Origin of the sequence: Lysobacter sp. Root983 (assembly GCF_001429345.1) — a bacterium.
Classification (GTDB): domain Bacteria; phylum Pseudomonadota; class Gammaproteobacteria; order Xanthomonadales; family Xanthomonadaceae; genus Lysobacter.
The window spans coordinates 770706-795482 of record NZ_LMJO01000016.1 but is presented as its reverse complement, the minus strand read 5'-3'; the positions used below and the strand labels follow the sequence as shown (position 1 = coordinate 795482).

The 24777-nt window shown below is 67.5% G+C and carries 24 protein-coding genes and 1 pseudogene; 17 read left to right on the top strand and 8 right to left on the bottom strand.

The window, feature by feature from the left end; all coding sequences use genetic code 11:
- Positions 1–127: 127 nt before the first annotated feature.
- From ASE43_RS15725 to ASE43_RS15710, 4 genes are all read left to right on the top strand, one after another.
- Positions 128–1786, top strand: coding sequence for a SprB repeat-containing protein (locus ASE43_RS15725; protein WP_200956272.1), 1659 nt, complete (start codon positions 128–130; stop codon positions 1784–1786).
- Between the two features lie 717 nt (positions 1787–2503).
- Positions 2504–2680: a hypothetical protein gene (locus tag ASE43_RS22175; RefSeq protein WP_157489488.1), complete on the top strand. Its 177-nt coding sequence runs from the start codon at positions 2504–2506 to the stop codon at positions 2678–2680.
- Positions 2681–2843: 163 nt separating this feature from the next.
- On the top strand, positions 2844–3329 hold the full coding sequence (locus tag ASE43_RS21925; protein ID WP_157499982.1) for a hypothetical protein: 486 nt from the start codon (positions 2844–2846) through the stop codon (positions 3327–3329).
- 432 nt (positions 3330–3761) lie between these two features.
- On the top strand, positions 3762–4175 hold the full coding sequence (locus ASE43_RS15710; protein WP_057161102.1) for a hypothetical protein: 414 nt from the start codon (positions 3762–3764) through the stop codon (positions 4173–4175).
- Between the two features lie 172 nt (positions 4176–4347).
- On the opposite strand, the gene putA is transcribed toward ASE43_RS15710, so the two are convergent.
- Positions 4348–7557: a bifunctional proline dehydrogenase/L-glutamate gamma-semialdehyde dehydrogenase PutA gene (putA, locus tag ASE43_RS15705; RefSeq protein ID WP_056181172.1), complete on the bottom strand. Its 3210-nt coding sequence runs from the start codon at positions 7555–7557 to the stop codon at positions 4348–4350.
- A gap of 455 nt (positions 7558–8012) precedes the next feature.
- On the opposite strand from putA, the gene coxB reads away from it, so the two are divergent.
- The 5 genes from coxB (at position 8013) to ASE43_RS15685 (ending at position 12426) form a co-directional block, all read left to right on the top strand.
- Positions 8013–8945 (top strand): cytochrome c oxidase subunit II, encoded by a 933-nt coding sequence (coxB, locus tag ASE43_RS15700; RefSeq protein ID WP_057161101.1) that lies wholly within the window; start codon positions 8013–8015, stop codon positions 8943–8945.
- Between the two features lie 27 nt (positions 8946–8972).
- Positions 8973–10592, top strand: a complete 1620-nt coding sequence (gene ctaD / locus ASE43_RS15695) for a cytochrome c oxidase subunit I (RefSeq protein ID WP_056181166.1) — start codon at positions 8973–8975, stop codon at positions 10590–10592.
- 150 nt (positions 10593–10742) lie between these two features.
- A complete protein-coding gene (locus ASE43_RS22380; protein WP_200956271.1) occupies positions 10743–10889 on the top strand; it encodes a hypothetical protein in 147 nt (48 codons plus the stop codon).
- Positions 10886–11491 carry a cytochrome c oxidase assembly protein gene (locus ASE43_RS15690; RefSeq protein ID WP_056181163.1) on the top strand — a complete coding sequence of 202 codons (606 nt, stop codon included), beginning with the start codon at positions 10886–10888 and terminating at the stop codon, positions 11489–11491. Before ASE43_RS22380 ends, ASE43_RS15690 begins: the two co-directional genes overlap by 4 nt.
- A 56-nt stretch (positions 11492–11547) precedes the next feature.
- Positions 11548–12426 (top strand): cytochrome c oxidase subunit 3, encoded by an 879-nt coding sequence (locus tag ASE43_RS15685; RefSeq protein WP_056181161.1) that lies wholly within the window; start codon positions 11548–11550, stop codon positions 12424–12426.
- A gap of 127 nt (positions 12427–12553) precedes the next feature.
- Here the strand turns inward: ASE43_RS15685 and ASE43_RS15680 are convergent, their stop codons facing one another.
- Positions 12554–12778: a twin transmembrane helix small protein gene (locus tag ASE43_RS15680; protein WP_057161100.1), complete on the bottom strand. Its 225-nt coding sequence runs from the start codon at positions 12776–12778 to the stop codon at positions 12554–12556.
- A 66-nt stretch (positions 12779–12844) separates the two neighbouring features.
- Between ASE43_RS15680 and ASE43_RS15675 the strand changes: the two genes are divergently transcribed.
- The 4 genes from ASE43_RS15675 (at position 12845) to cyoE (ending at position 16272) form a co-directional block, all read left to right on the top strand.
- On the top strand, positions 12845–13564 hold the full coding sequence (locus ASE43_RS15675) for an SURF1 family protein (protein ID WP_057161099.1): 720 nt from the start codon (positions 12845–12847) through the stop codon (positions 13562–13564).
- Positions 13561–14130, top strand: coding sequence for a hypothetical protein (locus ASE43_RS15670; protein WP_057161098.1), 570 nt, complete (start codon positions 13561–13563; stop codon positions 14128–14130). The genes ASE43_RS15675 and ASE43_RS15670 overlap by 4 nt, the downstream gene beginning before the upstream one ends.
- Positions 14131–14194: 64 nt before the next feature.
- The gene (locus tag ASE43_RS15665) at positions 14195–15343 is read left to right on the top strand and encodes a COX15/CtaA family protein (protein ID WP_056181148.1); all 1149 of its coding nucleotides are present in this window, start codon (positions 14195–14197) and stop codon (positions 15341–15343) included.
- Between the two features lie 2 nt (positions 15344–15345).
- Positions 15346–16272, top strand: coding sequence for a heme o synthase (gene cyoE / locus ASE43_RS15660; RefSeq protein ID WP_057161097.1), 927 nt, complete (start codon positions 15346–15348; stop codon positions 16270–16272).
- 22 nt (positions 16273–16294) lie between these two features.
- Here cyoE and ASE43_RS15655 read toward each other — a convergent pair whose 3' ends face one another.
- Positions 16295–17185 (bottom strand): PD40 domain-containing protein, encoded by an 891-nt coding sequence (locus ASE43_RS15655; RefSeq protein WP_057161096.1) that lies wholly within the window; start codon positions 17183–17185, stop codon positions 16295–16297.
- 115 nt (positions 17186–17300) lie between these two features.
- Between ASE43_RS15655 and ASE43_RS15650 the strand changes: the two genes are divergently transcribed.
- From ASE43_RS15650 to ASE43_RS15640, 3 genes are all read left to right on the top strand, one after another.
- Positions 17301–17747, top strand: a complete 447-nt coding sequence (locus tag ASE43_RS15650; RefSeq protein WP_200944023.1) for a RidA family protein — start codon at positions 17301–17303, stop codon at positions 17745–17747.
- 130 nt (positions 17748–17877) lie between these two features.
- A complete protein-coding gene (locus tag ASE43_RS15645; RefSeq protein ID WP_057161095.1) occupies positions 17878–19014 on the top strand; it encodes a membrane dipeptidase in 1137 nt (378 codons plus the stop codon).
- A gap of 44 nt (positions 19015–19058) precedes the next feature.
- Positions 19059–20192: a membrane dipeptidase gene (locus ASE43_RS15640; RefSeq protein WP_057161094.1), complete on the top strand. Its 1134-nt coding sequence runs from the start codon at positions 19059–19061 to the stop codon at positions 20190–20192.
- Between the two features lie 315 nt (positions 20193–20507).
- Here ASE43_RS15640 and ASE43_RS22845 read toward each other — a convergent pair whose 3' ends face one another.
- The 5 genes and pseudogenes from ASE43_RS22845 to rpsU all read right to left on the bottom strand — a co-directional run bounded on the left by ASE43_RS22845 (position 20508) and on the right by rpsU (position 23581).
- Positions 20508–21062, bottom strand: coding sequence for a hypothetical protein (locus ASE43_RS22845; protein ID WP_255356397.1), 555 nt, complete (start codon positions 21060–21062; stop codon positions 20508–20510).
- Positions 21039–22277 (bottom strand): annotated as a pseudogene (gene dnaG / locus ASE43_RS15635) (DNA primase); the annotation flags it as partial. The gene ASE43_RS22845 and the pseudogene dnaG, both read right to left, overlap by 24 nt.
- 29 nt (positions 22278–22306) lie before the next feature.
- Positions 22307–22699, bottom strand: a complete 393-nt coding sequence (locus ASE43_RS15630; protein WP_056181130.1) for a hypothetical protein — start codon at positions 22697–22699, stop codon at positions 22307–22309.
- Between the two features lie 6 nt (positions 22700–22705).
- Positions 22706–23152 (bottom strand): GatB/YqeY domain-containing protein, encoded by a 447-nt coding sequence (locus tag ASE43_RS15625; protein ID WP_057161092.1) that lies wholly within the window; start codon positions 23150–23152, stop codon positions 22706–22708.
- Positions 23153–23365: 213 nt separating this feature from the next.
- Positions 23366–23581, bottom strand: a complete 216-nt coding sequence (rpsU, locus tag ASE43_RS15620) for a 30S ribosomal protein S21 (protein WP_056181125.1) — start codon at positions 23579–23581, stop codon at positions 23366–23368.
- Between the two features lie 125 nt (positions 23582–23706).
- Between rpsU and tsaD the strand changes: the two genes are divergently transcribed.
- On the top strand, positions 23707–24729 hold the full coding sequence (gene tsaD, locus ASE43_RS15615; RefSeq protein ID WP_056181122.1) for a tRNA (adenosine(37)-N6)-threonylcarbamoyltransferase complex transferase subunit TsaD: 1023 nt from the start codon (positions 23707–23709) through the stop codon (positions 24727–24729).
- Positions 24730–24777: the final 48 nt, after the last annotated feature.

Sequence of the window (24777 nt, the reverse complement as noted above, 5' to 3'; positions counted from 1 at the left end):
TCGGCAGGTGCCTTGATGGATTAAGGAGACACCGATGCACCCTGTGAACCGTTCCGCGCCGTCCGCTGCCAAAGCGGGTGGCGCTCTCTCGTCGCGCCTGTCCTTGCGCTGGTGTTCGATTCTGTTGTTGTTCCTTGCCGCCGTGCTCGCCAGCGGTGTCGCGTCCGCGCAGGCCTGGTTGCTGACGCCGGCCGAACGCAAGACCTATCTGCAGCACTACGCGCCGGTGATCATGCAGCGCGCCGAGGAAAGCAGCAGCAAGAAGGGCCGCGACTGGATTTCGAACTACGACTTCGATCGCGACGGCAATTTCGCCAACAACCGCTACACCTGGCCCAACCTGCTGTCGCAGTACATCGCCGCCTCGGCCGCGGGCACCGGCGCCTATTCGAACTGGCGCATCCGCCCGACCCTGTATTCGTCGGTGATCGAGTACATGGACGGCAACAGCAAGGCCCTGGTGCTGCTGTACCACGTCTATCACCCGGTCGATAAGAAGGCCAACGAGATCCACGACTGGGAACGCATCGAAGTCGTGGTGCGCGGCGTGACCGGCACACCGGGCGCGGGCGGCGAGTACGTGGGCCACGTCACCATCACCAGTCACAAAGACCATGTGATGCGCAGCTACGGCAGCTCCGACCTGAATTTCATGCAGGTCGCCGGCGGCAAGCACGTGATGATCTGGCAGGCCGACGAGGACAACACCGAACTCGGCACGCACGGTCACGAACTGCATTTCGTGCAGGACGCCTACAGCACCATCGCCGCGCGCCGCACCGCCAACAACTCGGCCGAAGTCGAAGTCACCAACGACGACGACAAGTCGGTGCACTACGTGTGGGTGCCGGAGACCTCCAACGCCGCGGTCACCGCCTGGGGCGCCAGCAGCATCAACTACGGCAACGCCAACGCGCTGGCCGCCGGCCGCGACGACACGGTGTCGTGGTCGCTGGTGAAGCGGATCACCTACGAACTGCAGGACCTGGCCGACGTGTTCGGCGGACAGTGGTCGGGCGCCAACTGGTCGATCAACTGGAATTCGGGCCAGACCGCCGACATCCTGCTCGACACGCCGATCACCGACGAGTTGGGCCAGGTCGAAGTGCCGGTCGGTCTGCAACGTTTCTACGTGCTGTCGCGCGATACCTCCAGTTCCAGCCTGACCGACGGCCGCGACGGCGTGCTCGGCAAGGATTGGCTGTGGGGCGCGTACTCGGCCGAGACCAATGCCGACACCATCTCCGGTTCCGACAAGCTCGGCGGCTACAGCGGCGCCGGCCGCGACAGCTACAACCGCAACCGCGCCGACGCCAGCGGCGACTACGCGTCCTTGAACGCCTATTGGCGCCAGCACGATCTGCTGGTGCACTCCGGCGGCATCGACACGCGCGAGAACTACGAAGCCGGCCAGTGGCTGCTCAACGGTTGGGAGCTGCCGCAGAACGGCGGTTATGACGGCCGCTGGGCGCAGCTGTACGACGATCGCGTGGCCTATGAGCCGCTGGGTCCGCTGATCGTGATCATGCCGGCCTCGGCGCGCGGTTGCGGCGACTCGTGGAGCGTCACCGCCACCGTCAACGGCGGCCTGCCGCCGTATACCTACAGCTGGAGCAACGTGATCTGGTACTCGCCCGACGGACGCACCGCCGAAGTCGGCAGCGGCCAGAGCGCGACCCTGGTGGTCGGCAGCGCGGACGGTCAGAGCGCCACGCGCAGCTTCTTCAACATGGCCAGCTGCCCGGGCGGTGGTGGCGGCGGCGGCGGTGGGAATCCGATTCCCTAAGTCTTGCCGCCGCAATGGATCGCGGTGATCGATCACCGCGATTTCACGAGCCCCGCTGACGCGGGGCTCTTTAGTAGATTCGCGCGCGGGTCCCAAGGCATCGGAAGTGAAAGCGCCAGGCTGCGCACCATTTCTCAGACCGTGTTCCTGGCTTGCGTGGCGGCGTTCTCGATCGGCGCGCTGGGCACCCTCCCTGGGCGCAAGTTCGCTGCGCCTGGGGCAACGTCGCCGGCGGCTGATTGATCGACGTGGCCGCGGCTCGCCACTGGCGGTGGCGGCCGCGAGCGGTGTTCTGTGCGGCAGGTTTGGTCAGCGCAATGGGATCGTTCGGTCTGACTCGCGGTTCCAGGCTCCAGGCGCAGGCATCGACCTGAGCGCGACTTGCAGTCCGTCCCAGGCGCCCTCATTTTCGCGAAGCGCCGGCTGGCATCAGGCCGGATCGAGTTGGCGTCGCTTGGCCCGCGGACCGGCATGGGCGCGAACATGCCATTGATGCATCGGTCGGTATGACGCGCACTACCGAAGGCTTTCCGCGCGGAGTACAAAGCAAGTGAGCGGCCTCACTCACTCTATCGCGGGGACGAATCTATGCGTGGCGTTGGATCTGCCCTGGGTGCTTTGCTTATTGGCGCGGTAGTGGGGGCCTATGTGGCGACCGAGCGTGGCAGTTCGCAGGAAGCCATTCTCATGGGGGCCGGCGTAGGAGGAGCCTGTGGCTTGGTGTTCTTCGGCTGTGGCGGAATCCTCGGGTGTGCGCTTTCGGCAATCAAAGTGTTGCGAAAAGACGCATCCATCGACCAGCTGAGGATGTGGCTTGAAGGCTATCTGGCGATGGGGATATCGCTCGCGCTTGGCGTCGTCGCCCTTGCCGCCGTATTCTTTTTCTGGGTGTGAGCACGCTGCTTCGCAGTTCAGGGCTGCGGGTGCCGGCAGGCGTTGAGGCCGCCCAGGCTCCTGGTGTACCGGCCGTAGTCCCGAAGGGCGAATGGCTGAAGATGTCTCGGGACGACTGCGTGGCGCCGTTGCAGGAACTCGATGCCCTCAGGAATGAGTTTCCATGAAGACCTCCATTGTTCTGGTCGTTCTTGCGGGTCTAGGTATGGCGGGTGGGTGCTCAAGGGTCTTCGGTTACGAAGAAGTGCTTTCGGAGACCTACGCCACATACTCCGAGGCAGCGACGAAGCGAGCCTTCGAGTCGGGCTGGCTTCCAAAGGAAATGCCGCGGTCTGCCCGGAGCATCGTTGAGGTGCACAATGTCGACACCGGGGAGCTGTGGTTGCGATTCCGATATGGCAGTGGAGATATCGCGGGGCTGCTCGCGAATTGCGCGGCGCGACCCGCGCCGGATCTTCCGGATCGCAGAAGGACACAGCGGAACGCGCCATGGTGGCCGGAGTACTTGGCGAAGGACTCGCAGGGGCCGTCACCTATGCCGCTCGGCCTCTACTCGTGCCCGAAAATGAGCCATGCGGGCTCCACCTATCCGGCAGGAATAGCGGTCGACCGCGAGACGGAAACCGTTTGGTACTGGATTACCAGGTAATCCTGCCCAGCTGCGTTGCCGTACAGAGGTCTCCGGCGAAGTAGGCCCGGTTGTTTTGACGGGAGATCGAACGATGGCGTGCAAAGCCCGATAGCGGCTTGTTAGCCCCTACAAGAGCAGCCCCGCATTCGCGGGATACGCTGGAGGGGCATGGAGCAACCAAATCTGACTAGGTGGCGAACCCATTGGTCTGCGCCGGGGCGGTCACCTCTATTTTGTCCATAACGATCATTTGGGGCGGCTGGAGTGGGGCGCCGATGCGACGCAGGGGTGCCGAGGGGCTCTATTTTCGCGTTCCTCCGTTACCGGCGGCCCCCAAGTTGCTCACTATTCCGAAGGCGGGTTGTCTCTCTCCTTCGACGCGAGTAAGTCTGTAGATGCGATGATTTACGGCGGCTTGGATCTCGGCTGGCGGTTTGTGGGAGGAGGGCCATGAAACTTGTAGCCTGCGTGTTGGCGTTCTTGCTGGGCACGTGGTTCTCGGCGAGCTTCCTTGGAGCCGAGCACGTCGACATCCGCCTCCCGGCCGAAAGGCTCTGGGTTCTTTGCGGCTACGCATTGGCGACCGCAATGGCCTTCGCGACGATTGAGGAATTCATCAGGAGGGTAGCGCCAGGCGTTCGTTACGGCTGGCTCACGGCAACCATTGTTCTTCTGGCTTTCTTCTTTCTTGGGGTGTCGGTTGCTCGGCTGGCTTATCTCTCCGTTCAAAGCGAGGCTGCCTCCATTGATGCCGTAGCGGTTGGCTTCTTTCTGGGGTCGTTTTTCTTGGCCATTGGCGTCGCTCTGCCAAAGATCGTGATGGCGGTGTTCAAGATCCGCAGGGCGCGCAAGAAGGGGGCGTAAGCAATCGGACTGCGCGGTATCCCGCGGATGCATACTCCAAGCGACAACGAGGTGCGAGCGCGTTCGATAGGGGCTGCGATTCACGGAGCGGTGTGACCCGCGTTCGCTTAACCCCAAAAACCAACAGCCCCGCATTCGCGGGGCTGTCGGTTCTGCGGGATGCCGTACGCGATCAGTCGCCCAGCGTCAGCAGCGACGCGTTGCCGCCGGCCGCCGTGGTGTTGACGGTGATCGTCTTCTCGGTGGTGAAGCGCGGCAGGTAGTGCGGGCCGCCGGCCTTGGGGCCGGTGCCGGACAGGTTCTGGCCGCCGAAGGGCTGCACGCCGACCACCGCGCCGATCTGGTTGCGGTTGACGTAGCAGTTGCCGACCTTGACCCGCGCGGCGATGCGTTCGATGGTCTCGTCGATGCGCGAGTGGATGCCCAGGGTCAGGCCGTAGCCGGTGGCGTTGATCGCGTCGATCACCGCGTCGAGCTGGTCGCCCTTCCAGCGGATCACGTGCAGGACCGGGCCGAAGACTTCCTTGTGCAGCTGGTCCAGCGACTTCAGCGCGTAGGCGCGCGGGGCGAAGTAGCTGCCGTGGGCGCTGTCGGCGTCGAGCGCGACTTCGGCGATCTTGGTCGCTTCCTGGTCCATGCGCGCGGCATGGTCGTTGAGCATCTTCAGCGCGTCTTCGTCGATCACCGGGCCGACGTCGGTGGAGAGCAGGCCGGGGTCGCCGACCTTCAGCTCGGCCATCGCGCCGGCCAGCATCGAGGTCACCTTGTCGGCGATGTCTTCCTGCACGAACAGCACGCGCGCAGCCGAGCAGCGCTGGCCGGCGGACGTGAAGGCCGAGCCGATCGCGTCCTTGACCAGTTGTTCCGGCAGCGAGGAGGAGTCGGCGATCAGCGCGTTCTGGCCGCCGGTCTCGGCGATCAGCACGCCGATCGCGGCGTCGCGCGCGGCCAGGGCGCGGTTGATCGCGCGCGCGGTGTCGGTGGAGCCGGTGAAGGCCACGCCGGCCACGCGCGGGTCGCGGGTGAGCGCGGCGCCGACGGTGGCGCCGTCGCCGGGCAGGAACTGCAACACCGCTTCCGGCACGCCGGCTTCGTGCAGCAGCTTCACCGCGTAGTAGCCGATCAGGTTGGTCTGCTCGGCCGGCTTGGCGATCACGCTGTTGCCGGCGGCCAGCGCGGCCGCGATCTGACCGGCGAAGATCGCCAGCGGGAAGTTCCAGGGGCTGATGCAGACGAACACGCCGCGGCCGGACAGGTGCAGGGTGTTGGACTCGCCGGTGGGGCCCGGCAGCGCCTCGGGCGCGAACAGCTTGCGCGCCTGCTGGCCGTAGTAGCGCAGGAAGTCGACCGCCTCGCGCACTTCCGCGACGCCGTCGGGGATGGTCTTGCCGGCTTCCTTGGTGCACAGCGCGATGTAAGCGGGCATGCGCTGTTCGAGCAGGTCGGCGGCGTGTTCGAGGATCGCGGCGCGGCTGGCGGCCGGCGTCGTATCCCAGGCTTCTTGCGCTGCGACCGCGTTCTTCAGCGCCAGCTCGACGGTGGCGGCGTCGGCGGCGCGCCACTGGCCCACGGTCTCGCGGCGGTCGGCCGGGTTGGTCACGGCGATGTCGGGGCCGGCGGCGTTGGCGCCCGGCACCAGCGGCGCGGCGCGCCAGTCGCCCACGGCGGCGTTGACCTGCTCGGCCAGGGACTGCAGTTGCTGATCGTTGGCGAGGTTGACGCCCATGGAATTGGTCCTCTCGAAACCGTAGCTGCGGTACAGGTCGACCGGCAGCGGAATGCGCGGGTGGGGGATGCTGGCGAACGCGGACACGGTTTCGACCGGGTCGCGGATCAGTTCGTCGATCGCGATGTCTTCGTCGGTGATGCGGTTGACGAAGCTGGAGTTGGCGCCGTTCTCGAGCAGGCGCCGCACCAGGTAGGGCAGCAGGTCCTCGTGCGAGCCGACCGGCGCGTACACGCGGCAGGGCACGTCCAGGCGGTCGGCGGGCACGACTTCGGCGTAGAGGTCGTCGCCCATGCCGTGCAGCTTCTGGAACTCGAACGCGCGCCCGGCGGCCATGCGGTGCACGGTGGCGATGGTCTGGGCGTTGTGGGTGGCGAACATCGGATAGATCGCGTCGCTGGCTTCGAGCATGCGGCGCGCGTTGGCCAGGTAGGACACGTCGGTGTTGGGCTTGCGCGTGAACACCGGATAGCCGAGCTGGCCGTCGACCTGGGCGCGCTTGACCTCGCTGTCCCAATAGGCGCCCTTGACCAGGCGCACCGGGATGCGGCGGCCGGTGCGGCGGGCCAGGTCGGCCAGGAAGTCGATCACCTCCGGCGCGCGCTTCTGGTAGGCCTGCACGGCCAGGCCGTAGCCCTGCCAGCCGTCCAGCGACTTGTCTGCGTAGGCCGCGGCGATCACGTCCAGCGACATTTCCAGGCGGTCGGCTTCCTCGGCGTCGATGGTGAAGCCGATGCCGTAGCGCTTGGCCAGCTGCGCCAGTTCCAGCACGCGCGGGGTGAGTTCGGCGAACACGCGCTCGCGCTTGGCGTGCTCGTAGCGCGGGTGCAGCGCCGACAGCTTGACCGAGATGCTGGGCGCGGCGAACACGTCGTGCTGCAGGTAGTGGCCGCCGGGCCCGCTCTTGCCGATCGCGTGGATCGCCTGGCGGTAGGCCTCCAGGTAGCGCAGCGCGTCCTTGGTGGTCAGCGCGCCTTCGCCCAGCATGTCGAAGGAATAGCGGTAACTGGCGTTGTCGCCCTTCTTGGAGCGCGACAGCGCCTCGTCGATGGTGCGGCCCATCACGAACTGGTGGCCCATGATGCGCATGGCCTGGCGCACGGCCAGGCGGATCACCGGCTCGCCGACGCGGCCGATCAGGCGCTTGAAGGCGTTATGGACGTCGCGCTTGGTGTGGTCGGCCAGATCGACCAGGTGGCCGGTCAGCATCAGGCCCCAGGTCGAGGCGTTGACCAGGACCGAGTCGGACTGGCCCAGGTGGCGCTTCCAGTCGGCCTCGCCGAGCTTGTCGCGGATCAGCTTGTCGGCGGTGTCCTGGTCCGGGATGCGCAGCAGCGCCTCGGCCACGCACATCAACAGCACGCCCTCCTCGCTACCCAGGTCGTACTGGCGCATGAAGGCTTCGATCGCGCCCTGGTCCTGGGCGCGGGTGCGGACCCGCGCGACCAGGTCGGCGGCGGTGGCCTGCGCGGCCTGGCGGTCGCTCTCGGGCAGGCGGGCCTGTTCGAGCAGGCGCCCCACGTGTTGGGCCTCGTCGCGGACCCAGGCGGCGGTGATCGCCGCGCGCGGGCCGGCCGGGACCGGGGGGAGTTCGGGGCTGATCAGCGCGCGCGGCGGCGGGCCGTCGGCGGCGTCGGAGGAGGAGTCGATGGTCATTCGGACCGCAGCGCAGCGGAGGGGAGCCGCTTAGTTTAGAGCTTTCGGTCCAATCCGGACTGTCGTAAGCCGGCGTCCGGCGTTGCGGCCCGCGCATCGGAGCGCCGGGCGGCCCCGAATCGGGCCGAATGGAGCCGGTCGCCGCGCTGTCGGCGTCGGCCGGAGCGGCGGTCGGCAGGGCCCGCACAGCCCCCGGCGACGGTCGCTCCGGGCCGTTCGCGCAAGGCCCGCAGCGCGTGCGTGAACGCCTCGCGGGTTGCCGCAGAGCGGGTCGGAGGCTACCATTTCGCGGATTATCCGTAGCGCCGTCACCGGCGTGATGGGCCCTGGACGGGGCTCGCCAGCCACCTCCTTCCGGACGGTCCCCCGCGCCAGCATCTGGCCGGGCCGGTGCCGGGAGGGGCAGCCCGCGGAGCAGACAACGCAACCTTCTACGATTTTCGGGGCTCGAACTGATGAAAGCCGGTCGTTTCAAGCAGTGGGCAGTGGGTGTCGCCGCGATGGCGGTGCCGGTCCTTGCATTTGCTCAGGCGGCCGATCCCAAGCCGTGGCAGTTGAACATGGGCCGTGGCGTCACCGCGCAGTCGGTCAACGCCTACGAAGCGCACATGATGGCGCTGTGGATCTGCGTGGCGATCGGCATCCTGGTGTTCGGCGCGATGGCCGTGGCGATGTTCAAGTTCCGCCACTCCAAGGGCGCGGTGCCGGATAAGGACTTCACCCACAGCACCAAGCTGGAAATCATCTGGACCGTGGTCCCGGTGGTGCTGCTGGTGGCGATGGCGTTCCCGGCGACCAGCAAGCTCATCAAGATGTACGACACCCGCGAGTCGAAGATGACCATCAAGGTCACCGGCTACCAGTGGATGTGGAAGTACGACTACCTGGGCGAGAACGTCTCGTTCACCAGCCGCCTGGACCGCAAGAGCGACGCGCTGCGCCAGAGCAAGAAGACCGTCACCCAGGCCGACCACGAGCATTACCTGCTCGACGTCGACAACGTCCTGGTGCTGCCGACCGATACCAAGATCCGCTTCGTGATCACCGCCGACGACGTCATCCACGCGTGGTGGGTGCCGGCGCTGGGCTGGAAGCAGGACGCGATCCCGGGCATCGTCAACGAAGCCTGGACCGAGATCAAAGAGCCGGGCGTGTACCGCGGCCAGTGCGCCGAACTGTGCGGCAAGGACCACGGCTTCATGCCGATCGTCGTGCGCGCCGTGCCCAAGGCCGAGTACCAGCAGTGGCTCGCCGAGCAGAAGGCCAAGAACGCTCCGGCCGCGGCGCCCGCCGCCGCCCCGGCTGCGCCGGCCGAAGCCGCCCCGGCGCCCGCGACGGCCGGCACCCCGAACTCCGACGCCACGACCGCTCCCGCGGTCGCCGGTTGATCGTCAAAGCATTCCTAGAGGTAGGCCATGGCAGCCACGCACCCCGTCGCCGATCATCACGATGATCATCACGCCCACCAGCAGGGCTTCATCGAGCGTTGGTTCTTCTCGACCAACCACAAAGACATCGGCACGCTGTACCTGATCTTCAGCTTCGTGATGTTCATCATCGGCGCGGGCATGTCGGTGATCATCCGCGCCGAACTGGCGACCCCGGGCCTGCAGCTGGTCAGGCCCGAGTTCTTCAACCAGATGACCACCATGCACGCGCTGGTGATGATCTTCGGCGGCGTGATGCCGGCCTTCGTCGGCCTGGCCAACTGGATGATCCCGCTGCAGATCGGCGCGCCGGACATGGCGCTGCCGCGCATGAACAACTGGTCTTTCTGGATCCTGCCGTTCGCCTTCAGCCTGCTGCTGATGACGTTGTTCCTGCCGGGCGGCGCACCGGCCGGCGGCTGGACCCTGTACCCGCCGCTGTCGCTGCAGGGCGGCAACAACGTCGCCTTCACGATCTTCGCCATCCACATGATGGGCATCAGCTCGATCATGGGCGCGATCAACGTGATCGCGACCGTGCTCAACATGCGCGCGCCGGGCATCGACCTGCTGAAGATGCCGATCTTCTGCTGGACCTGGCTGATCACCGCCTTCCTGCTGATCGCGGTGATGCCGGTGCTCGCCGGCGCCGTGACCATGCTGCTGACCGACAAGTTCTTCGCCACCTCGTTCTTCAACGCGGCCGGCGGCGGCGACCCGGTGATGTTCCAGCACATCTTCTGGTTCTTCGGTCACCCCGAGGTCTACATCATGATCCTGCCGGCGTTCGGCGTGGTCTCGGAGATCATCCCGACCTTCAGCCGCAAGCCGCTGTTCGGCTACCAGGCGATGGTGTACGCGACCGCCTCGATCGCCTTCCTCTCGTTCATCGTGTGGGCCCACCACATGTTCACCGTCGGCATGCCGCTGGGTGGCGAGATCTACTTCATGTTCGCGACCATGCTGATCGCGGTGCCGACCGGCGTGAAGGTGTTCAACTGGGTCACCACCATGTGGCGCGGTTCGATCAGCTTCGAATCGCCGATGCTGTGGGCGATCGCGTTCGTGATCCTGTTCACCATCGGCGGCTTCTCGGGCCTGATGCTCGCGATCGTGCCGGCCGACTTCCAGTACCACGACACTTACTTCGTGGTCGCGCACTTCCACTACGTGCTGGTGACCGGCGCGCTGTTCTCGATCATCGCCGCGGTCTACTACTGGTGGCCGAAGTGGACCGGCCGCATGTACAACGAGACCGCCGCCAAGTTCCATTTCTGGTGGACGATCGTGTTCGTCAACCTGCTGTTCTTCCCGCAGCACTTCCTGGGCCTGGCCGGTATGCCGCGCCGCATCCCGGACTACAACGTGGTGTTCGCGGACTGGAACCTGATCAGCTCGATCGGCGCCTTCGGCATGTTCCTGACCCCGTTCATGATGCTGGGCATCCTGTGGCACTCGAAGAAGTACGGCGCCAAGGCCGAAGCGCGTTCGTGGGAAGGCGCCAAGGGCCTGGAGTGGACCCTGTCGAGCCCGCCGCCGCACCACAGCTTCAGCACGCCGCCGGTGATTCGCGATGGCGACCTGGCGCATGGCGACATCACTCATTGAGGCTTACGCCGCAGTAAGAAGCTCGGAGAACATTGCTTCGGATTGATACGGATTGCATCCCACAACCCCGCCTACTCCGCTGCGCGGAGCAGGCCGCCCCCTTAACTTAAGGGGGCTCCAAGGGCTGGCGATTCGGAGCATAGGAAACGTATGAACAAGACGCCTGACAACTCGGATATCGCAGCGCGCCGCAAGAGCGCGCGGCGCACCGCGTTGTGGGCGGCGGCGATCGCGGTGACGGTGTACGTGTTGTTCATCCTTAGCGGCGTGATGTCGAGCGGTGTGATTTCGAAATGAGCGCCGGCAGCGACGACCGCGGCAAGAAGAACACCGCCGGGCTGGTGAAGCTGGTGCTGGTGGCGCTGGCCGCGTTCGCCTTCACCTTCACCCTGGTGCCGCTGTATCGCATCGCCTGCGAGAAGGTGTTCGGCATCCGCCTGGAGCGCACCGCCGCCGAAGACGTGGGCCAGGCCCAGGACCAGGCCAAGGGTGCGCGTACCGTCACCGTGCAGTTCGACGGCGGCGTCAACTCCAAGCTGCCGTGGTCGTTCCATCCCAACCAGGTCACCATGCAGGTGCGCCCGGGCGAGCAGTACGAAACCACCTACTACGCGCACAACGACAGCGACCGCACCATCGTCGGCAGCGCCGTGCCCTCGGTCGCGCCCGCGCGCGCCTCGGGCTATTTCAGCAAGACCGAATGCTTCTGCTTCACCGCGCAGACCCTGGCGGCGGGCGAGAAGCGCGACATGCCGGTGCGTTTCATCGTCGACCCCAATCTGCCGGCCGACGTCAACACGATCACGCTGTCGTATACCTTCTTCAAGAACGATGTGCTCACTGCGCGACAGCAGGGCTCGACGGCCAAGACGCCGGCGTCGCCGCTGTCGGCGCCGTGATCCCGGTTTCGCCGCGCACGCCCCTTCATCAGTACCGAACCTAACGGAACGCCGCCATGGCCCAAGCACACACGCCAGACGCCAACACCTACTTCGTGCCGCACAGCAGCCGCTGGCCGTTCCTCGGTTCGATCGCCCTGTTCACCACGATGATCGGCATCGCCAGCTGGCTCAACGAAGTCAGCTGGGGCAAGCCCACCTTCTTCGTCGGCCTGGCCCTGATGTGCGGCGTGCTGTTCGGCTGGTTCGGCGACGTGATCCGCGAATCGGTGCGTGGCCACTACAACCGCCAGGTCGATATCTCGTTCCGCATGGGGATGATGTGGTTCATCTTCTCCGAAGTGATGTTCTTCGCGGCCTTCTTCGGCGCGCTGTTCTACGCCCGCCAGTTCGCGTTGCCGTGGCTCAGCGGCGTCGGCGACGGCGTGATGACCAACAGCCTGCTGTGGAGCGGTTACGCCGCCGGTTGGCCGACCAACGGCCCGGGCGCCGTCGGTGGCGTGTTCGAGACCATCCCGGCCTGGGGCCTGCCGCTGCTCAACACCATGATCCTGCTGACCTCGGGCATCACCGTGACCATCGCGCACCACGCGCTGAAGGCCGGTCACCGCAAGCAGCTGCTGGTGTTCCTGGGCCTGACCGTGGCCCTGGGCTGCCTGTTCCTGTTCTACCAGGCCGAGGAATACATCCACGCCTACAAGGAGCTGAACCTGACCCTGGGTTCGGGCATCTACGGTTCGACCTTCTTCATGCTCACCGGCTTCCACGGCGCGCACGTGACGCTGGGCACCCTGATGCTGGCGATCATCTGGTTCCGCTGCCTGAAGGGCCATTTCGACAAGGACAACCACTTCGCGTTCGAGGCGGTGGCCTGGTACTGGCACTTCGTCGACGTGGTCTGGCTGGGCCTGTTCCTGTTCGTCTACGTGCTTTAACAGCCGGGATTCGGGAGTAGGGATTCGGGATTCGCAAGGGCGAAGCTCGAATTCCTAGGCCAAAGCAAAAAGCGACGGGCCTGCCGTCGCTTTTGCTTTTAGCGAATCCCGAATCCCAAATCTCGAATCACGGATTTCGGCCGATACCGTGCGGCTGGATCCAGCCCATCTTGATCGACAGGATGATGATCAGGATCAGCGCGACGGACAGCGCGATGCGGCGGGTCAGCGCGTTCACCGTGCGCTTGCTCTGCCCCTTGTCCACGAGCATGTAATAGAGGCCGGCGCCCAGGTTCCAGAGAATGACGACCAGGAACGCAATGATCAGCAGGGTCTTGAGCGAGTCGTTCATGGCGGCCTCCGGCGGCGCGCGCGATACCGCGAAAGCCGGATTATCGCAGTCCGGCCGGAGGATGTCGTGAGCCGTCGGCGCAACCTGATCGTGGGCTGGACGCTGGCGCTGCTGACCATCGCGGCGTTCGTCAACCTGGGCCTGTGGCAGTCGCGGCGCGCGGTCGAGAAGCAGGCCATGCTCGACGCCTCGGCGCGCGTGCTGGGCGAACGCCGGCCGGGTTCGTTGGCGCTGGCTGCCGATCCGTCTCGCCGCCGCGACTACGACTGGGCCGCCGGCCGCGGCGCGTTCGACGCGCGCGGCGCCCTGCTGCTGGACAACCAGCAGCGCAACGGCCGCGCCGGCGTGCGCGTCTACCGCGTGTTCGTGCCCGAGCAGGGCGCACCGCTGCTGGTCGACCTGGGTTGGCTGGCGCTGGACGGCCAGCGCCGTTTCCCCAGCATCCCGCGCCCCGAGGGCGGTCTGGAGCTGCGCGGCCTGCTCGCGCCGCCGCCCTCGACCGGCATCGCGCTGGGGCCCGCGCTGGGCCGCCAAGGCGAGGGCTGGCTGCTGACCCGCGTCGATACCGAGGCGATCGGCGCCGGCATCGGCCTGTCGGTGCCGCTGGCGCCGCGCGTGCTGCGCCTGGATCCGGCCTTGAAGCTGGGCTACGAGCGCGACCTGGAATTGCTCGCCAACACCCTGCCGCCGGAACAGCACCGTGGCTATGCGCTGCAGTGGTTCGCGCTGGCCGCGGCGGTGCTGGCCACCGCCTTGATACTCACTTTCCGGAAGTCCCGTCGATGAACGTTCCTCCCACCGACGCCAAGCGCAATCGCAATCGCGTGATGCTGCTGGCGATCTTCGCGCTGTTCTTCGGCAGCATGCTGGTCGCCGGCGCCCTGCGTTTCTCCGGTTGGCGCCCGCACGGCATGAAGAACCACGGCGAGCTGCTGCAGCCGCCGGGCGACCTGCGCCAGGTCGTGCCGCGCCTGGCCGACGGCAAGCCCTACGAGTGGCGTCCGGCCGAGCGCCTGTGGCGCATCGCGCTGGCGCCGCCGGCCGAGTGCACCGCCGCTTGCGTCAAGCTCGCGCGCGACCTCGACACCGTCTGGCAGCTGTTCGGCAAGGATGCGGATCAGGTCCACATACTGTGGATCGGCCAGCCGCCCGCGGGCGCTGCGCATCCGACCGCGCTGCGCATCGTGCAGCCCTCGCCGCAACTGCGCACCGGCCTGCCGCGCCTGGACGATCCCAAGGGCGTGCCGGTCTATGTGATCGACCCGAACGGCTTCGTGATTCTGCGCTACGCTCCCGGCTTCGATCCGGCCGACCTGCGCGAAGACCTGTCCCGGCTGCTGAAACTGATGTGACCCGGCCGCGGGTCGCTACAGCGACCGCGCCCTGTCGCCACCGAGTCAACCGCAAGAGTTCCGCATGAACGTGACGTTCAAACCGACCTGGTACCGCAACTTCCACCGCATCGCCTGGCTGGCGGTCGCGCTCGCGCTGTGCGTGATCGTGTTCGGCGCGTTCGTGCGCCTGTCCAACGCCGGTCTGAGCTGCCCCGATTGGCCGACCTGCTACGGGCGCGCCGCGTGGCCGACGGCCGCGCACGAGGCCAGCGATCATGTCGCCACCGCGATCCGTCCGGTCGAGGTGCACAAGGCCTGGCGCGAACAGTTCCACCGCATGATCGCCGGTCTGCTCGGCGTGCTGACCCTGACCCTGGCGCTGCTGGCCGCGCGCCGGCGTCGTTACGGCGTGGCTCAGGTGATCGTGGCCGCTGTGCTGGTTGCGGTCTCGATTCCGCTGTACATGAAGGGCCAGCACGTCGCCGCGTCGGTGCTGGCCGCATTGGGCGAAGCGATCCTGCTGATCGCCGCGCTGCGCTGGAACAACAGCGACTTGTCGCGCGTGGCCGCGCTGACCCTGGCGGTGATCGTGTTCCAGGCCCTGCTGGGCATGTGGACCGTGACCTGGCTGCTCAAGCCCATCGTGGTCATGGGCCATCTGCTCGGCGGCTTGCTGACTTTCTCGCTGCTGCTGTGGATGGCCTGGCGCGCGACCGATCTGCCGATCCGTCTGGCCGAGGCGGTCACGGTGCGCAAGCTGGTGATCCTGGGCATCGTCCTGCTCGGCGTGCAGATCGCGCTGGGCGGCTGGACCAGCGCCAACTACGCCGCGCTGGCCTGCGGCAACGATTTCCCGACCTGCGTCGGCCAGTGGTGGCCCAAGCACGACGTGCGCGAGGCCTTCGTGCTGTGGCGCGGCATCGGCGTGGACTACGAAGGCGGCATCCTCGACGGCGAGGCGCGCATCGCGATCCAACTCGCCCACCGCGCGATGGCGATGCTGGTGTTCGTGTACCTGCTGGGCCTGGCGGTGAAGCTGCTGCGCACGCCGGGCATGCTCGGCTGGGGCACGCTGCTCGCGCTGCTGACCCTGGCCCAGGTCGGTCTGGGCATCGCCAACGTCAAGCTCGGCCTGCCGCTGACGGTCGCGGTGCTGCACAACGCCGGCGCGGTGCTGTTGCTGTTCGTGCTGGTGTCCCTGCTGGCGCGCCTGCGCGCGCCGGAGCACTGAGCATGGCCGCCGCCCACGCCAGCCTGCGCCAGTACTGGTCGTTGACCAAGCCGCGCGTGGTCGCGCTGATCGTCTTCACCGCCCTGGTCGGGATGCTGCTCGCGGTCGACGGCGTGCCCACCGGCGCGGAGACCTTGCGCGGGCTGCTCGGCTTCCTCGGCATCTGGTTGGCCGCGTCCAGCGCGGCGGCGATCAACCAATTGCTGGACTCGCGCATCGACGCCAAGATGGCGCGCACCTCGTGGCGTCCCATCGTCGCCGGCCAGATCACCCCGAGCCAGGCGCTGGTGTTCGCGCTGATCCTGGCCGCGCTGTCGATGGCGATCCTGATCCTGTGGGTGAACACGCTGACGGCGGTGCTCACCTTCGCTTCGCTGATCGGTTACGCGGTGATCTACACCGTCTTCCTCAAGCGCGCGACCCCGCAGAACATCGTGATCGGCGGCATCGCCGGCGCGGCGCCGCCGGCGCTGGGCTGGGCCTCGATCACCGGCACCCTCGACCCGCACGCACTGCTGCTGGTGCTGATCATCTTCGTGTGGACGCCGCCGCACTTCTGGGCGCTGGCGATCTTCCGTCGCGAGGACTACGCGCGCGCGATGGTGCCGATGCTGCCGGTCACCCACGGCGTGCAGTACACGCGCTGGCAGATCCTGTTCTACACCGTGCTGCTGGTGGCAGTGACCGTGCTGCCCTGGGCGACCGGCATGAGCGGTCTGTTCTATCTCGGCGGCGCGCTGGTGCTGGGTGCGGTGTTCCTGGGCTACGCCTGGAAGCTGATGAACCCGCCGGACGAGCTGTACGCGATGAAGGTGTTCAACTACTCCATCGTCTACCTGATGGCGCTGTTCGCGTTCTTGCTGGTCGACCATTGGCTGCTGCCGCTGATGCAGCCGGGGCCGTTGTTCGAATTGCAGCCGGTGGCTTAAAGCCGGCGCGTATAGCTCGGCCTCAGCCGCCGCAGCGCGGCGGCCAATTCGTGTCCACGGTCGGCTGCAGGTCGACCAGGAACAGTTCTCCGGAATCGCGCTCGTTGGCGACCTGGCCGAACAGCACCCGATCGCCCTTGGGCGAGAACAAGGGCCCGACCTGGAACACGTCCTCGCGCGCGGGCACGCGTCCGCGCGCGACCCAGCCTTTGCCTGTGCGCGCGAACCGGTACAGGTGCGAACGCCCATCGCCGCGCTGCCCGACCAGGATCAACTGGTCCTCGTCGCGCGATACCTCGACTTCGTACTCCTGTTCGGCGGTGCTGATCGGCGGGCCGACCAGGCTCACGTCCCAGCCGCCGTCGTTGCGCAGCCGGCCCTCGTAGATGTCGGTCAGGCCCGGCCCGCCGGGGCGCGAGGACCCGAAGTACAACCGGCCGCTCGCGGTCTCGCGCGGCAGCAGTTCCGATTCGGGCGAGTTCACCGGCGCCGGCAGGCGCTGCGGCGCCGACCACGCGCCGCTGGCATCGCGCCGCACCATCCAGATATCCAAGTCGTCGGCGTTCGCACCCTGGCGCGAGGACACGTAGTACAGGCGCTGGCCGTCGTGGCTGACAAAGGGGTCGGCCTCCTGCGCGTCCGGCGGGCCGGCGAAGGGCGGCGGCAGCGGCGCGCTCCAGCCACCGGGCTCGCAGCGCGACATCAGCAGGCGGTAGCGGCCGAAGGCGCGGTCGCTGCGCATGAAGTAGAGCTCGCGGCCGTCGGGCGTGAACGTAGGCGTGGATTCGTACTGGTCGCTGGCGATCGCGGCGGGCGTCCACTGCCGCGCCTGCGGGTGTGGCTCGCCGGCATGGCAGGACAGCGGGAGCAGAGGAAGCAGGCACCAGCCCAGGCGGGGGAACGCTCGTCGCATCGCGGCATGCTCGGGCGGTTCGGCTGCGCCCCGGTAATCCCAGGCTAGCGCGCCTCTACCGGTAAAACAAGTTTTAACGGTTATGATCGCGACCTATGCGAAACGAGGGCGGGCGATGGACAGGAGAGGCTTCTGCGCGATCGGTCTGGCGCTGCCGCTGACGACGACGCCGGCCGCAGACGGCAAAATGGAGCGGCGCAGCTACGCCGTCGCCGACGGCACCTACGCCCAGGCCGCGGAGATACGCGAGCCGAGGCGGCTGCTGTTCGTGAGCGGGCAGGTGCCGGCCGACGCCGAGGGCGAGGTGCCGGCGGGATTCCGCGATCAATGCGCGCTGGCCTGGCGCAACGTCGGCGCCCAGCTCGAGGCCGCGGGCATGGCCTACGAACACCTGGTCAAGGTCACGGTCTATCTGGCCAGGCGCGAGGATCGCGAGCTCGCGCGCGAGGTCCGTCAGCAGGTGCTGGGCCGTCTAGCGCATCCGCCTGCCTTAACCGTGGTCGTGGTTGAGATCTACGACGGCGCCTGGCTGCTGGAGATCGAGGCGATCGCGGCGGCGTGATCGGCGGTCGCGCCCGGGCAGGCGCCGCCCCGGCGCGGTTCCGTCTCCCGAGCGGGCGATGCGTTGAATCGGTCAATCGCGGAGCCGTGGACTGGGCTAGAGTCTGCGCGACGCACCACGGAGGGCAGGCATGATCGATCGACGCACGTTCATCGGCGCCGCGGGACTGGCCGCATTGGCCGCCGCCAGCAATCCCGTATTCGCCGCCGCGGCCGCGCCGCCGCGCTGGAAACCGTATCGCGACACCCTCGCGATCGACGCGCTAGGCGGCAGCGAGCTGTTCTACATCAAACCCGACGACCCGGCCGTGCCCAATGCCGTGCAGGCGCTGCGCGAATGCGGGCTCAGCGGCATCATGGCCAGCGTCGCGCCGCAGGGCCGCTTCTGGTACACCGACCAGGCTTACGCCGAAACCAAACAGCGCGTCGAGGACTGGAAGGCGGTGATCGCACGCCATCCCGACGTGATGATGCTGGTGCGCGATGCCGCCGATCTCAAGCGCGCCCAGCGCGAGCGCCGGGTCGGCATCATCTTCACCTTCCAGGGCACCGAGCCGCTGGGCGAGGACGTCGACCGTATCGCCCAGTTCCGCGAACAGGGCCTGCGCGTGCTGCAACTCACCCACAACCGTCGCAACCTGGTCGGCGACGGCTGCATGGAGCCGGGCAACGCCGGGCTGAGCAATTTCGGCCATCAGGTGGTCGAGCGGCTCAACGCCGAAAAGATCGTGGTCGATCTGGCCCATGGCGCGCCACGTACCATCCGCGAAGGCATCCTGGCCTCGAAGGCGCCGGTGTTGATCGGACACACCGGTTGCCGGGCCCTGTCCGACGTGCCGCGCATGGTCTACGACGCCGAGCTCAAGCTGCTGGCCGACCGCGGCGGCGTCGCCGGCATCATGTTCTGGCCCTACCTGCGCGCGCAGGGCCAGCAGACCTCGGCCGACATCATCCGCCACATCGAGCACGCGCTGAAGGTCTGCGGCGAGGACCATGTCGGCATCGGCACCGATCTCAACCTGACCGCGGTCGACATCACGCCCGAGTACGTGAAAGACAACACCGAGATGATCAAGGGCATGATCGGCGACGGCATCTTCGAAAAGGGACGCGATCCCAACCTGTTCCTGTTCGCGCCCGACCTCAACACCGCCGACCGCTTCGAGACCTTGGCCGGCATGCTGTCGGCGCGCGGGCATTCCGACGCGCGCATCGCCAAGATCCTGGGCGGAAACTTCGCGCGGGTGATGACCGAAGTCTGGGGCTGATCGATCGCGGCGATCGCCGCGATCCCACCAATGGAGAGCACTGCATGGCAAATAGACGCGAGTTCCTGATCGGCGCCGGCGCCCTGGCGTTGGCGAGTTGGGCCAAGGGCGCGCATGGGCTGACGCCGCCGGCGCCGCTGCCGACCTGGGCGCCCTACGCCAGGACCTTCGCGCTGGACGCCTGCGGCACGATCGGGCGCCAGGACCATCAGCCCGACGCTATGCTCAGCGCCGAGGAGCTGGCCGACCTGCGCGAATCCGGCCTGAGCGCTCTGCAGATCACGGTGGCGCCGGTAGGCCACTACCTCAACGCCTTCGAAGAGACCATGGGCCAGATCGCGTTCTGGGACGCGGAGCTGGCCGCGCACCCCGAGCAACTGCTGTCGTTGCGCGACGCGGCCGACCTGCAGCGCGCACGCGATGAGAACAAGACCGGCCTGATCTACAACTTCCAGGACACCACGCCCTTCGGCGAGGATCTCGATCGCGTGGGCGTGTTCCATCAGCTTGGCGTGCGCTCGGTGCAGCTGACCTACAACCTGCGCAACCTTGTCGGCGACGGCTGCCTGGAGCCGGCCAATGCCGGCCTGAGCAAGTTCGGTCGTCAGCTGATCGAAGCGCTCAATCAGAAGAAGATGGTGGTCGACCTCGCCCACAGCGGCCAGCGCACCGCGCTGGAGGCGATCGCGGCTTCGAAGTCGCCGGCGGTCATCAGCCACACCGGCTGCGCCGCGTTGGCCGCGTTGCCGCGCAACAAGACCGACGCCGAACTGCGCGCGGTCGCCGAGCGCGGCGGCGTGGTCGGGATCTACTTGATGCCGTTCCTGCGCACCCAGGGCCAGCCGATGGCGGCCGACCTGATCGCGCATCTGGAGCACGCGGTGAACGTCTGCGGCGAGGACCATGTCGGCATCGGCACCGACGGCACCGTGTCGGCGACCCAGCTGACCGCGCAGTACAAGGCCGAGCATCGCAAGTTCATCGCCGAGCGCCGCGCCAAGGGCATCTCGGCGCCGGGCGAGGCGGATGACGTGTATCTGATCCTGCCCGACCTCAACCATCCGCGCCGCTTCGAAACCCTGGGCGCGATGCTGTCGGCGCGCGGGCACTCGGACGCGCGCATCGGCAAGATCCTGGGCGGCAACTTCAAGCGGGTGATGAGCGAAGTCTGGGGTTGAGCCCTGGGCTACGGCCGAGGACGTCGACGCGATCGAGAGCCTCGACGTAGGGTGTGGTGAGCGCAAGCGAACCGCACCGTCGCGCGGGTGCGTGGCATGGCGATGGTGCGGTTGTCACCGCACCCTACGGAGCCGTTGCCGTCATTCCCGCGAAGGCGGACTCCCCCTTACGGAACAACCAGTAGGGTGTGGTGAGCGCTAGCGAACCGCACCGTCGCGCGAGTACGAGGCATGGCGATGGCGCGGTTGTCACCGCACCCTACGGATGCGGTGGGCGCATCACGCGCATCACGCGATGCGCCGCACCCGCTCCACTCAGAGCGCCGGCCCCGAATACCCCGCGATCTGCGCGCGCAGCGCGCGCGCGTCCTGCAGCAGGCGCGCGGTTTCGGCGCGCTCCTCCATGCTCAACGCCGAGGGCCCGAGTTCGCGCAACTTGTCGGCGATCTCGGCCTGGCGCTGTTCCACCGCCTGCAACTCGAGCTGGCTCATGGTGCCGAGGAAATAGCGATTGATGACCTGCTCGTCGCCGACGAAGCTGCTGGCGGCGAGCTTCTGCAGCGCCTTGGCTTCCTCGCGTTCGGCGAAGTGTTCGATCAGCGCGCCGGTGTTGATGTCCGGGCGCGCGGCGATCAGTTCGACGATCTCGGTCAGCAGCTCCACGCCATTCTGGCGCAGCGCGGAGAAGCGGTAGGGCGACTGCAGTTCCAGCGCCAGCGCGGGCTGCTGCAACAGCAGTTCTATCGCCGCGCGCACCAGCGAGCGCTTCTGCGTCGGCGCGCCGGCGCGCGCGCGCTGCGCGGGTACGTGGGTCTCGGGCGCGCTCGCGCGCGCGCCGACGCCGGTGAGTTCGGTCAGGCGCTGGCGCATCAGGTCGCCGAAGGCGCCGTCGGGAATCTGCGCCAGCAGCGGCTTGGCGCGCTCGGCCAGGCGGCCCTTGCCTTCCAGCGTGCCCAGGTTGACGTCGGCGGCCAACGAGTCGAACAGGAACTGCGACAGCGGCGTGGCCTCGCGCAGACGCCGGTCGAAGCCCTCCGCGCCTTCCTTGCGCACCAGCGAATCCGGGTCCTCGCCCTCGGGCAGGAACAGGAAGAAGGCCTGGCGGCCGTCCTTCATGCGCGGCAGCACCGATTCCACCGCCTTCCAGGCCGCGCCGCGGCCGGCGCGGTCGCCGTCGAAACAGAAATACACGTCGGCCGCGTTGCGGAACAGCAGCTCGGCGTGGTCGGGCGTGGTCGCGGTACCCAGGGTGGCCACCGCGGTGTCGACGCCGTGTTGGAACAGCGCGACCACGTCCATGTAACCCTCGACCACGATCAGGCGCGGGATCTTGTTGTGGGCCTGGCGGACCTGCCACAGGCCGTAGAGTTCGCGACCCTTGTGGAACAGCTGGGTCTCGGGCGAGTTGAGGTACTTGGGCCCGTCTTCCTTGTCCAGCACGCGCCCGCCGAAGGCGATGGTGCGGCCGCGGCGGTCGTGGATCGGGAACATCACCCGGTCGCGGAACTTGTCGTAGACGCGGCCGCTGTCGTTCTTGGAGAACAGGCCGGCGCGCTCCAGCAGCTTCATGCGGCGCTCGTCGGTGCCCAGCGCGTCGCGCAGTGCGTTGAAGCCGTCGGGCGCATAGCCGATGCCGAAGCGTTCGCGGATGTCGGCGCTGACGCCGCGGCTGTCGAGATAGCCCTGGGCCTTGCCGCTGATGCCGTACTGCTTCTGGAAGAAACGCGAGGCCGCTTCGACCGCGGCGTAGAGATCGCGGCTGTCGGAATCCTCGTTGCGCTGCTGGGTGTCGCGCGGCACTTCCACGCCGACGCGCTTGGCCAGCTCCTCGACCGCGTCGAGGAACTCGAGGCGGTCGTAGTTCATCAGGAAGCTGATCGCGGTGCCGTGCGCGCCGCAGCCGAAGCAGTGATAGAACTGCTTGGTCGGCGAGACCGTGAACGAGGGCGAGCGCTCGTCGTGGAACGGGCACCGCGCCGAGTATTCCTTGCCTTGGCGCTTCAACGGGATGCGCGCGCCTATCAGCTCGACGATGTCGGAGCGGGCGAGGAGGTCGTCGATGAAGGCGTCGGGGATGCGGGCCATCGGAGGGCTAGGATGCCATGAGCCGGGGGCTAGGCGGGCTCGCCGTGGAATGGCTCGGCGACGATCTGTTGCAGGTCTTCGTACACGATGTAGCCGGGGCGATCGGCCATGACCATCTCGACCGAATGGCCCCGCTCCCAGAGCAGCGTCGCGACGGCCCGCATGCGGTCGACGGCCGGCGTGGCTTCGGCTTTCAGCCAGGAAACGCCATGGGTGTTCTTGTGGGACACGTTACGTTTCCGCGCGAAACGATCCGGTACCGGAAGATTCAACTCCAGCCAACGCAGATGTTCGCCGAGCTGCGCATGTTCCCATTCTGTGAGCTCGCCGGAACGGAGTTGCTCGTAGGCGAGCGTCAGCAGGCCAGTCGCTTGCCCGGTGCGCCAGTCGCGCGCCGGGATGACGAACCGCAGGAAAGGCATCGCACCTCAGCCGGCCAAGCGCTTCTTAACCAGCGCCGACACCTGGCCCATATCGGCCTGGCCGGCGAGCTTGGCCTTGAGCGGGCCCATCAGCTTGCCCATGTCGGCCGGGCCGGTGGCGCCGGTCTCGGCGATGGCGGCTTCGATCGCGGCCAGGATCTCGGCCTCGCCCAGCTTGGCCGGCACGTAGCGCTCGATCACCACGATCTCGTCGCGTTCGACCGCGGCCAGGTCCTCGCGCGCGGCGGCTTCGTACTGGCCGACCGAGTCGCGGCGCTGCTTGACCATCTTGTCGAGCACGGCGATCACGGCGGTGTCGTCCAGCTCGATGCGCTCGTCGACTTCCTTTTGCTTGATCGCGGCGTTGATCAGGCGGATCACGCCCAGGCTCTGCTTGTCGCCGCTCTTCATCGCGGCCTTCATGTCGTCGGTGAGTCGTTGCTTGAGGCTCATAAGGGCAGGGATTCGAGATTGGGGATTCGGGATTGGCAAAAGCGCGGATCGAAGGTGCGCAGGGTGGCTTCAGGGGGCTTTTACGAATCCCGAATCCCGAATATCCAATCCCGGCTGCAAACGCAAAAAGCCGGCGGCGCAGGGCGCGGCCGGCTCCTTGGTCATCCCTCGCTGGCCCCGTCCGCGGACGGTGGGGCTGCGCGGGATGCGCGATCAGTACAAGCGCTTGCGCTTGGTGACGTCGCGGCCGACGCGGCGCGCCTGACGCTTCACCGCGGCAGCGGCCTTGCGCTTACGCTCCTGGGTGGGCTTCTCGTAGAACTCGCGCTTGCGGGTTTCGGCCAGAACACCGGCCTTCTCGCAGGTGCGCTTGAAGCGGCGCAGGGCAAACTCAAAGGGCTCGTTTTCGCGGACTTTGACGCTGGGCATACGTAATCTCGGATTCGGGGACCGGCCCGTACAGACCGGGCGAGCCGTGCATTATAGCGGCGGCCCTACGGAAGGTGCAACATAGCCCCCATGAAGGCGAAAGACCCCCAACAGCAGGCCCGCCGATGAAGGTTCTGGGCATCGAAACCAGCTGCGACGAGACCGGTGTGGCGGTGTACGACACCGAAACCGGGCTGCGCGCGCACGCTCTATATAGCCAGATCGCGCTGCATGCGGAGTATGGCGGCGTGGTCCCCGAACTGGCCAGCCGCGACCACGTGCGCAAGCTGCTGCCGCTGATCCGCCAGACCCTGGATGAATCCGGGCTGCAGGTCGCGGACCTGGACGGGGTGGCCTACACCGCCGGCCCCGGCCTGGTCGGGGCCCTGCTGGTCGGGGCCGGGGTGGCGCGCTCGCTGGCCTGGGCCCTGGACCTGCCCGCGGTCGCGGTCCACCACATGGAGGGCCACCTGCTGGCGCCGCTGATGGAGGACGACCCGCTCGGGCGCCCACAGCCGCCGTTCGTGGCCCTGCTGGTGTCCGGCGGCCATACCCAACTGGTCGCGGTCGAGGCCATCGGCCGCTACCGCCTGCTCGGCGAGACCCTGGACGACGCCGCCGGCGAGGCCTTCGACAAGACCGCCAAGCTCATGGGCCTGCCCTACCCGGGCGGGCCGCAGCTGGCCGCTCTGGCCGAGCGCGGCCGGCCCGGCCAGTACAAGTTCTCGCGGCCGATGACCGACCGGCCCGGCCTGGACTTCAGTTTCAGCGGCCTCAAGACCCAGGTCCTGCTGACTTGGCGCGACAGCGACCAGAGCGAGCAGACCATGGCCGACATCGCGCGCGGTTTCGAGGACGCGGTGGTCGAGACCCTGGCGATCAAATGCGAGCGCGCGCTGGACGCGGCCGGCTGCGACACCCTGGTGGTCGCCGGCGGCGTCGGCGCCAACAAGCGCCTGCGCGCGCGGCTGGCGCAGATGGCCGAGCGCCGCGGCGGCCGGGTCGCGTTCCCGCGTCCGGCGTTCTGCACCGACAACGGCGCGATGATCGCCTACGCCGGCGCGTTGCGGCTGATGGCCGGGCAGCGCGAGGATGCCTCGGTGATGGTGACGCCGCGCTGGGATATGGCGCAGTTGCCGGCGGTTTGAGAGCCGGGAATCGAGAATGGGGAATCGGGAGTGGTTAAGGGCAGGGGG

Bases quoted from the DNA above. Each gene is read 5' to 3' on its own strand.
- ASE43_RS15630 (WP_056181130.1), bottom strand. From the start codon at position 22,699: ATGCCTTTCCTGCGGTTCGTCATCCCGGCGCGCGACTGGCGCACCGGG.
- putA (WP_056181172.1), bottom strand. From the start codon at position 7,557: ATGACCATCGACTCCTCCTCCGACGCCGCCGACGGCCCGCCGCCGCGC.
- ASE43_RS15665 (WP_056181148.1), top strand. From the start codon at position 14,195: ATGAACGTGACGTTCAAACCGACCTGGTACCGCAACTTCCACCGCATC.
- coxB (WP_057161101.1), top strand. From the start codon at position 8,013: ATGAAAGCCGGTCGTTTCAAGCAGTGGGCAGTGGGTGTCGCCGCGATG.
- tsaD (WP_056181122.1), top strand. From the start codon at position 23,707: ATGAAGGTTCTGGGCATCGAAACCAGCTGCGACGAGACCGGTGTGGCG.
- cyoE (WP_057161097.1), top strand. From the start codon at position 15,346: ATGGCCGCCGCCCACGCCAGCCTGCGCCAGTACTGGTCGTTGACCAAG.
- ASE43_RS15710 (WP_057161102.1), top strand. From the start codon at position 3,762: ATGAAACTTGTAGCCTGCGTGTTGGCGTTCTTGCTGGGCACGTGGTTC.
- ASE43_RS21925 (WP_157499982.1), top strand. From the start codon at position 2,844: ATGAAGACCTCCATTGTTCTGGTCGTTCTTGCGGGTCTAGGTATGGCG.
- ASE43_RS15625 (WP_057161092.1), bottom strand. From the start codon at position 23,152: ATGAGCCTCAAGCAACGACTCACCGACGACATGAAGGCCGCGATGAAG.
- ASE43_RS22845 (WP_255356397.1), bottom strand. From the start codon at position 21,062: ATGCGCCAGCGCCTGACCGAACTCACCGGCGTCGGCGCGCGCGCGAGC.
- ASE43_RS15680 (WP_057161100.1), bottom strand. From the start codon at position 12,778: ATGAACGACTCGCTCAAGACCCTGCTGATCATTGCGTTCCTGGTCGTC.
- ASE43_RS15670 (WP_057161098.1), top strand. From the start codon at position 13,561: ATGAACGTTCCTCCCACCGACGCCAAGCGCAATCGCAATCGCGTGATG.
- ASE43_RS15645 (WP_057161095.1), top strand. From the start codon at position 17,878: ATGATCGATCGACGCACGTTCATCGGCGCCGCGGGACTGGCCGCATTG.
- ASE43_RS22380 (WP_200956271.1), top strand. From the start codon at position 10,743: ATGAACAAGACGCCTGACAACTCGGATATCGCAGCGCGCCGCAAGAGC.
- rpsU (WP_056181125.1), bottom strand. From the start codon at position 23,581: ATGCCCAGCGTCAAAGTCCGCGAAAACGAGCCCTTTGAGTTTGCCCTG.
- ctaD (WP_056181166.1), top strand. From the start codon at position 8,973: ATGGCAGCCACGCACCCCGTCGCCGATCATCACGATGATCATCACGCC.
- ASE43_RS15640 (WP_057161094.1), top strand. From the start codon at position 19,059: ATGGCAAATAGACGCGAGTTCCTGATCGGCGCCGGCGCCCTGGCGTTG.
- ASE43_RS15650 (WP_200944023.1), top strand. From the start codon at position 17,301: ATGGACAGGAGAGGCTTCTGCGCGATCGGTCTGGCGCTGCCGCTGACG.
- ASE43_RS15690 (WP_056181163.1), top strand. From the start codon at position 10,886: ATGAGCGCCGGCAGCGACGACCGCGGCAAGAAGAACACCGCCGGGCTG.
- ASE43_RS15685 (WP_056181161.1), top strand. From the start codon at position 11,548: ATGGCCCAAGCACACACGCCAGACGCCAACACCTACTTCGTGCCGCAC.
- ASE43_RS15655 (WP_057161096.1), bottom strand. From the start codon at position 17,185: ATGCGACGAGCGTTCCCCCGCCTGGGCTGGTGCCTGCTTCCTCTGCTC.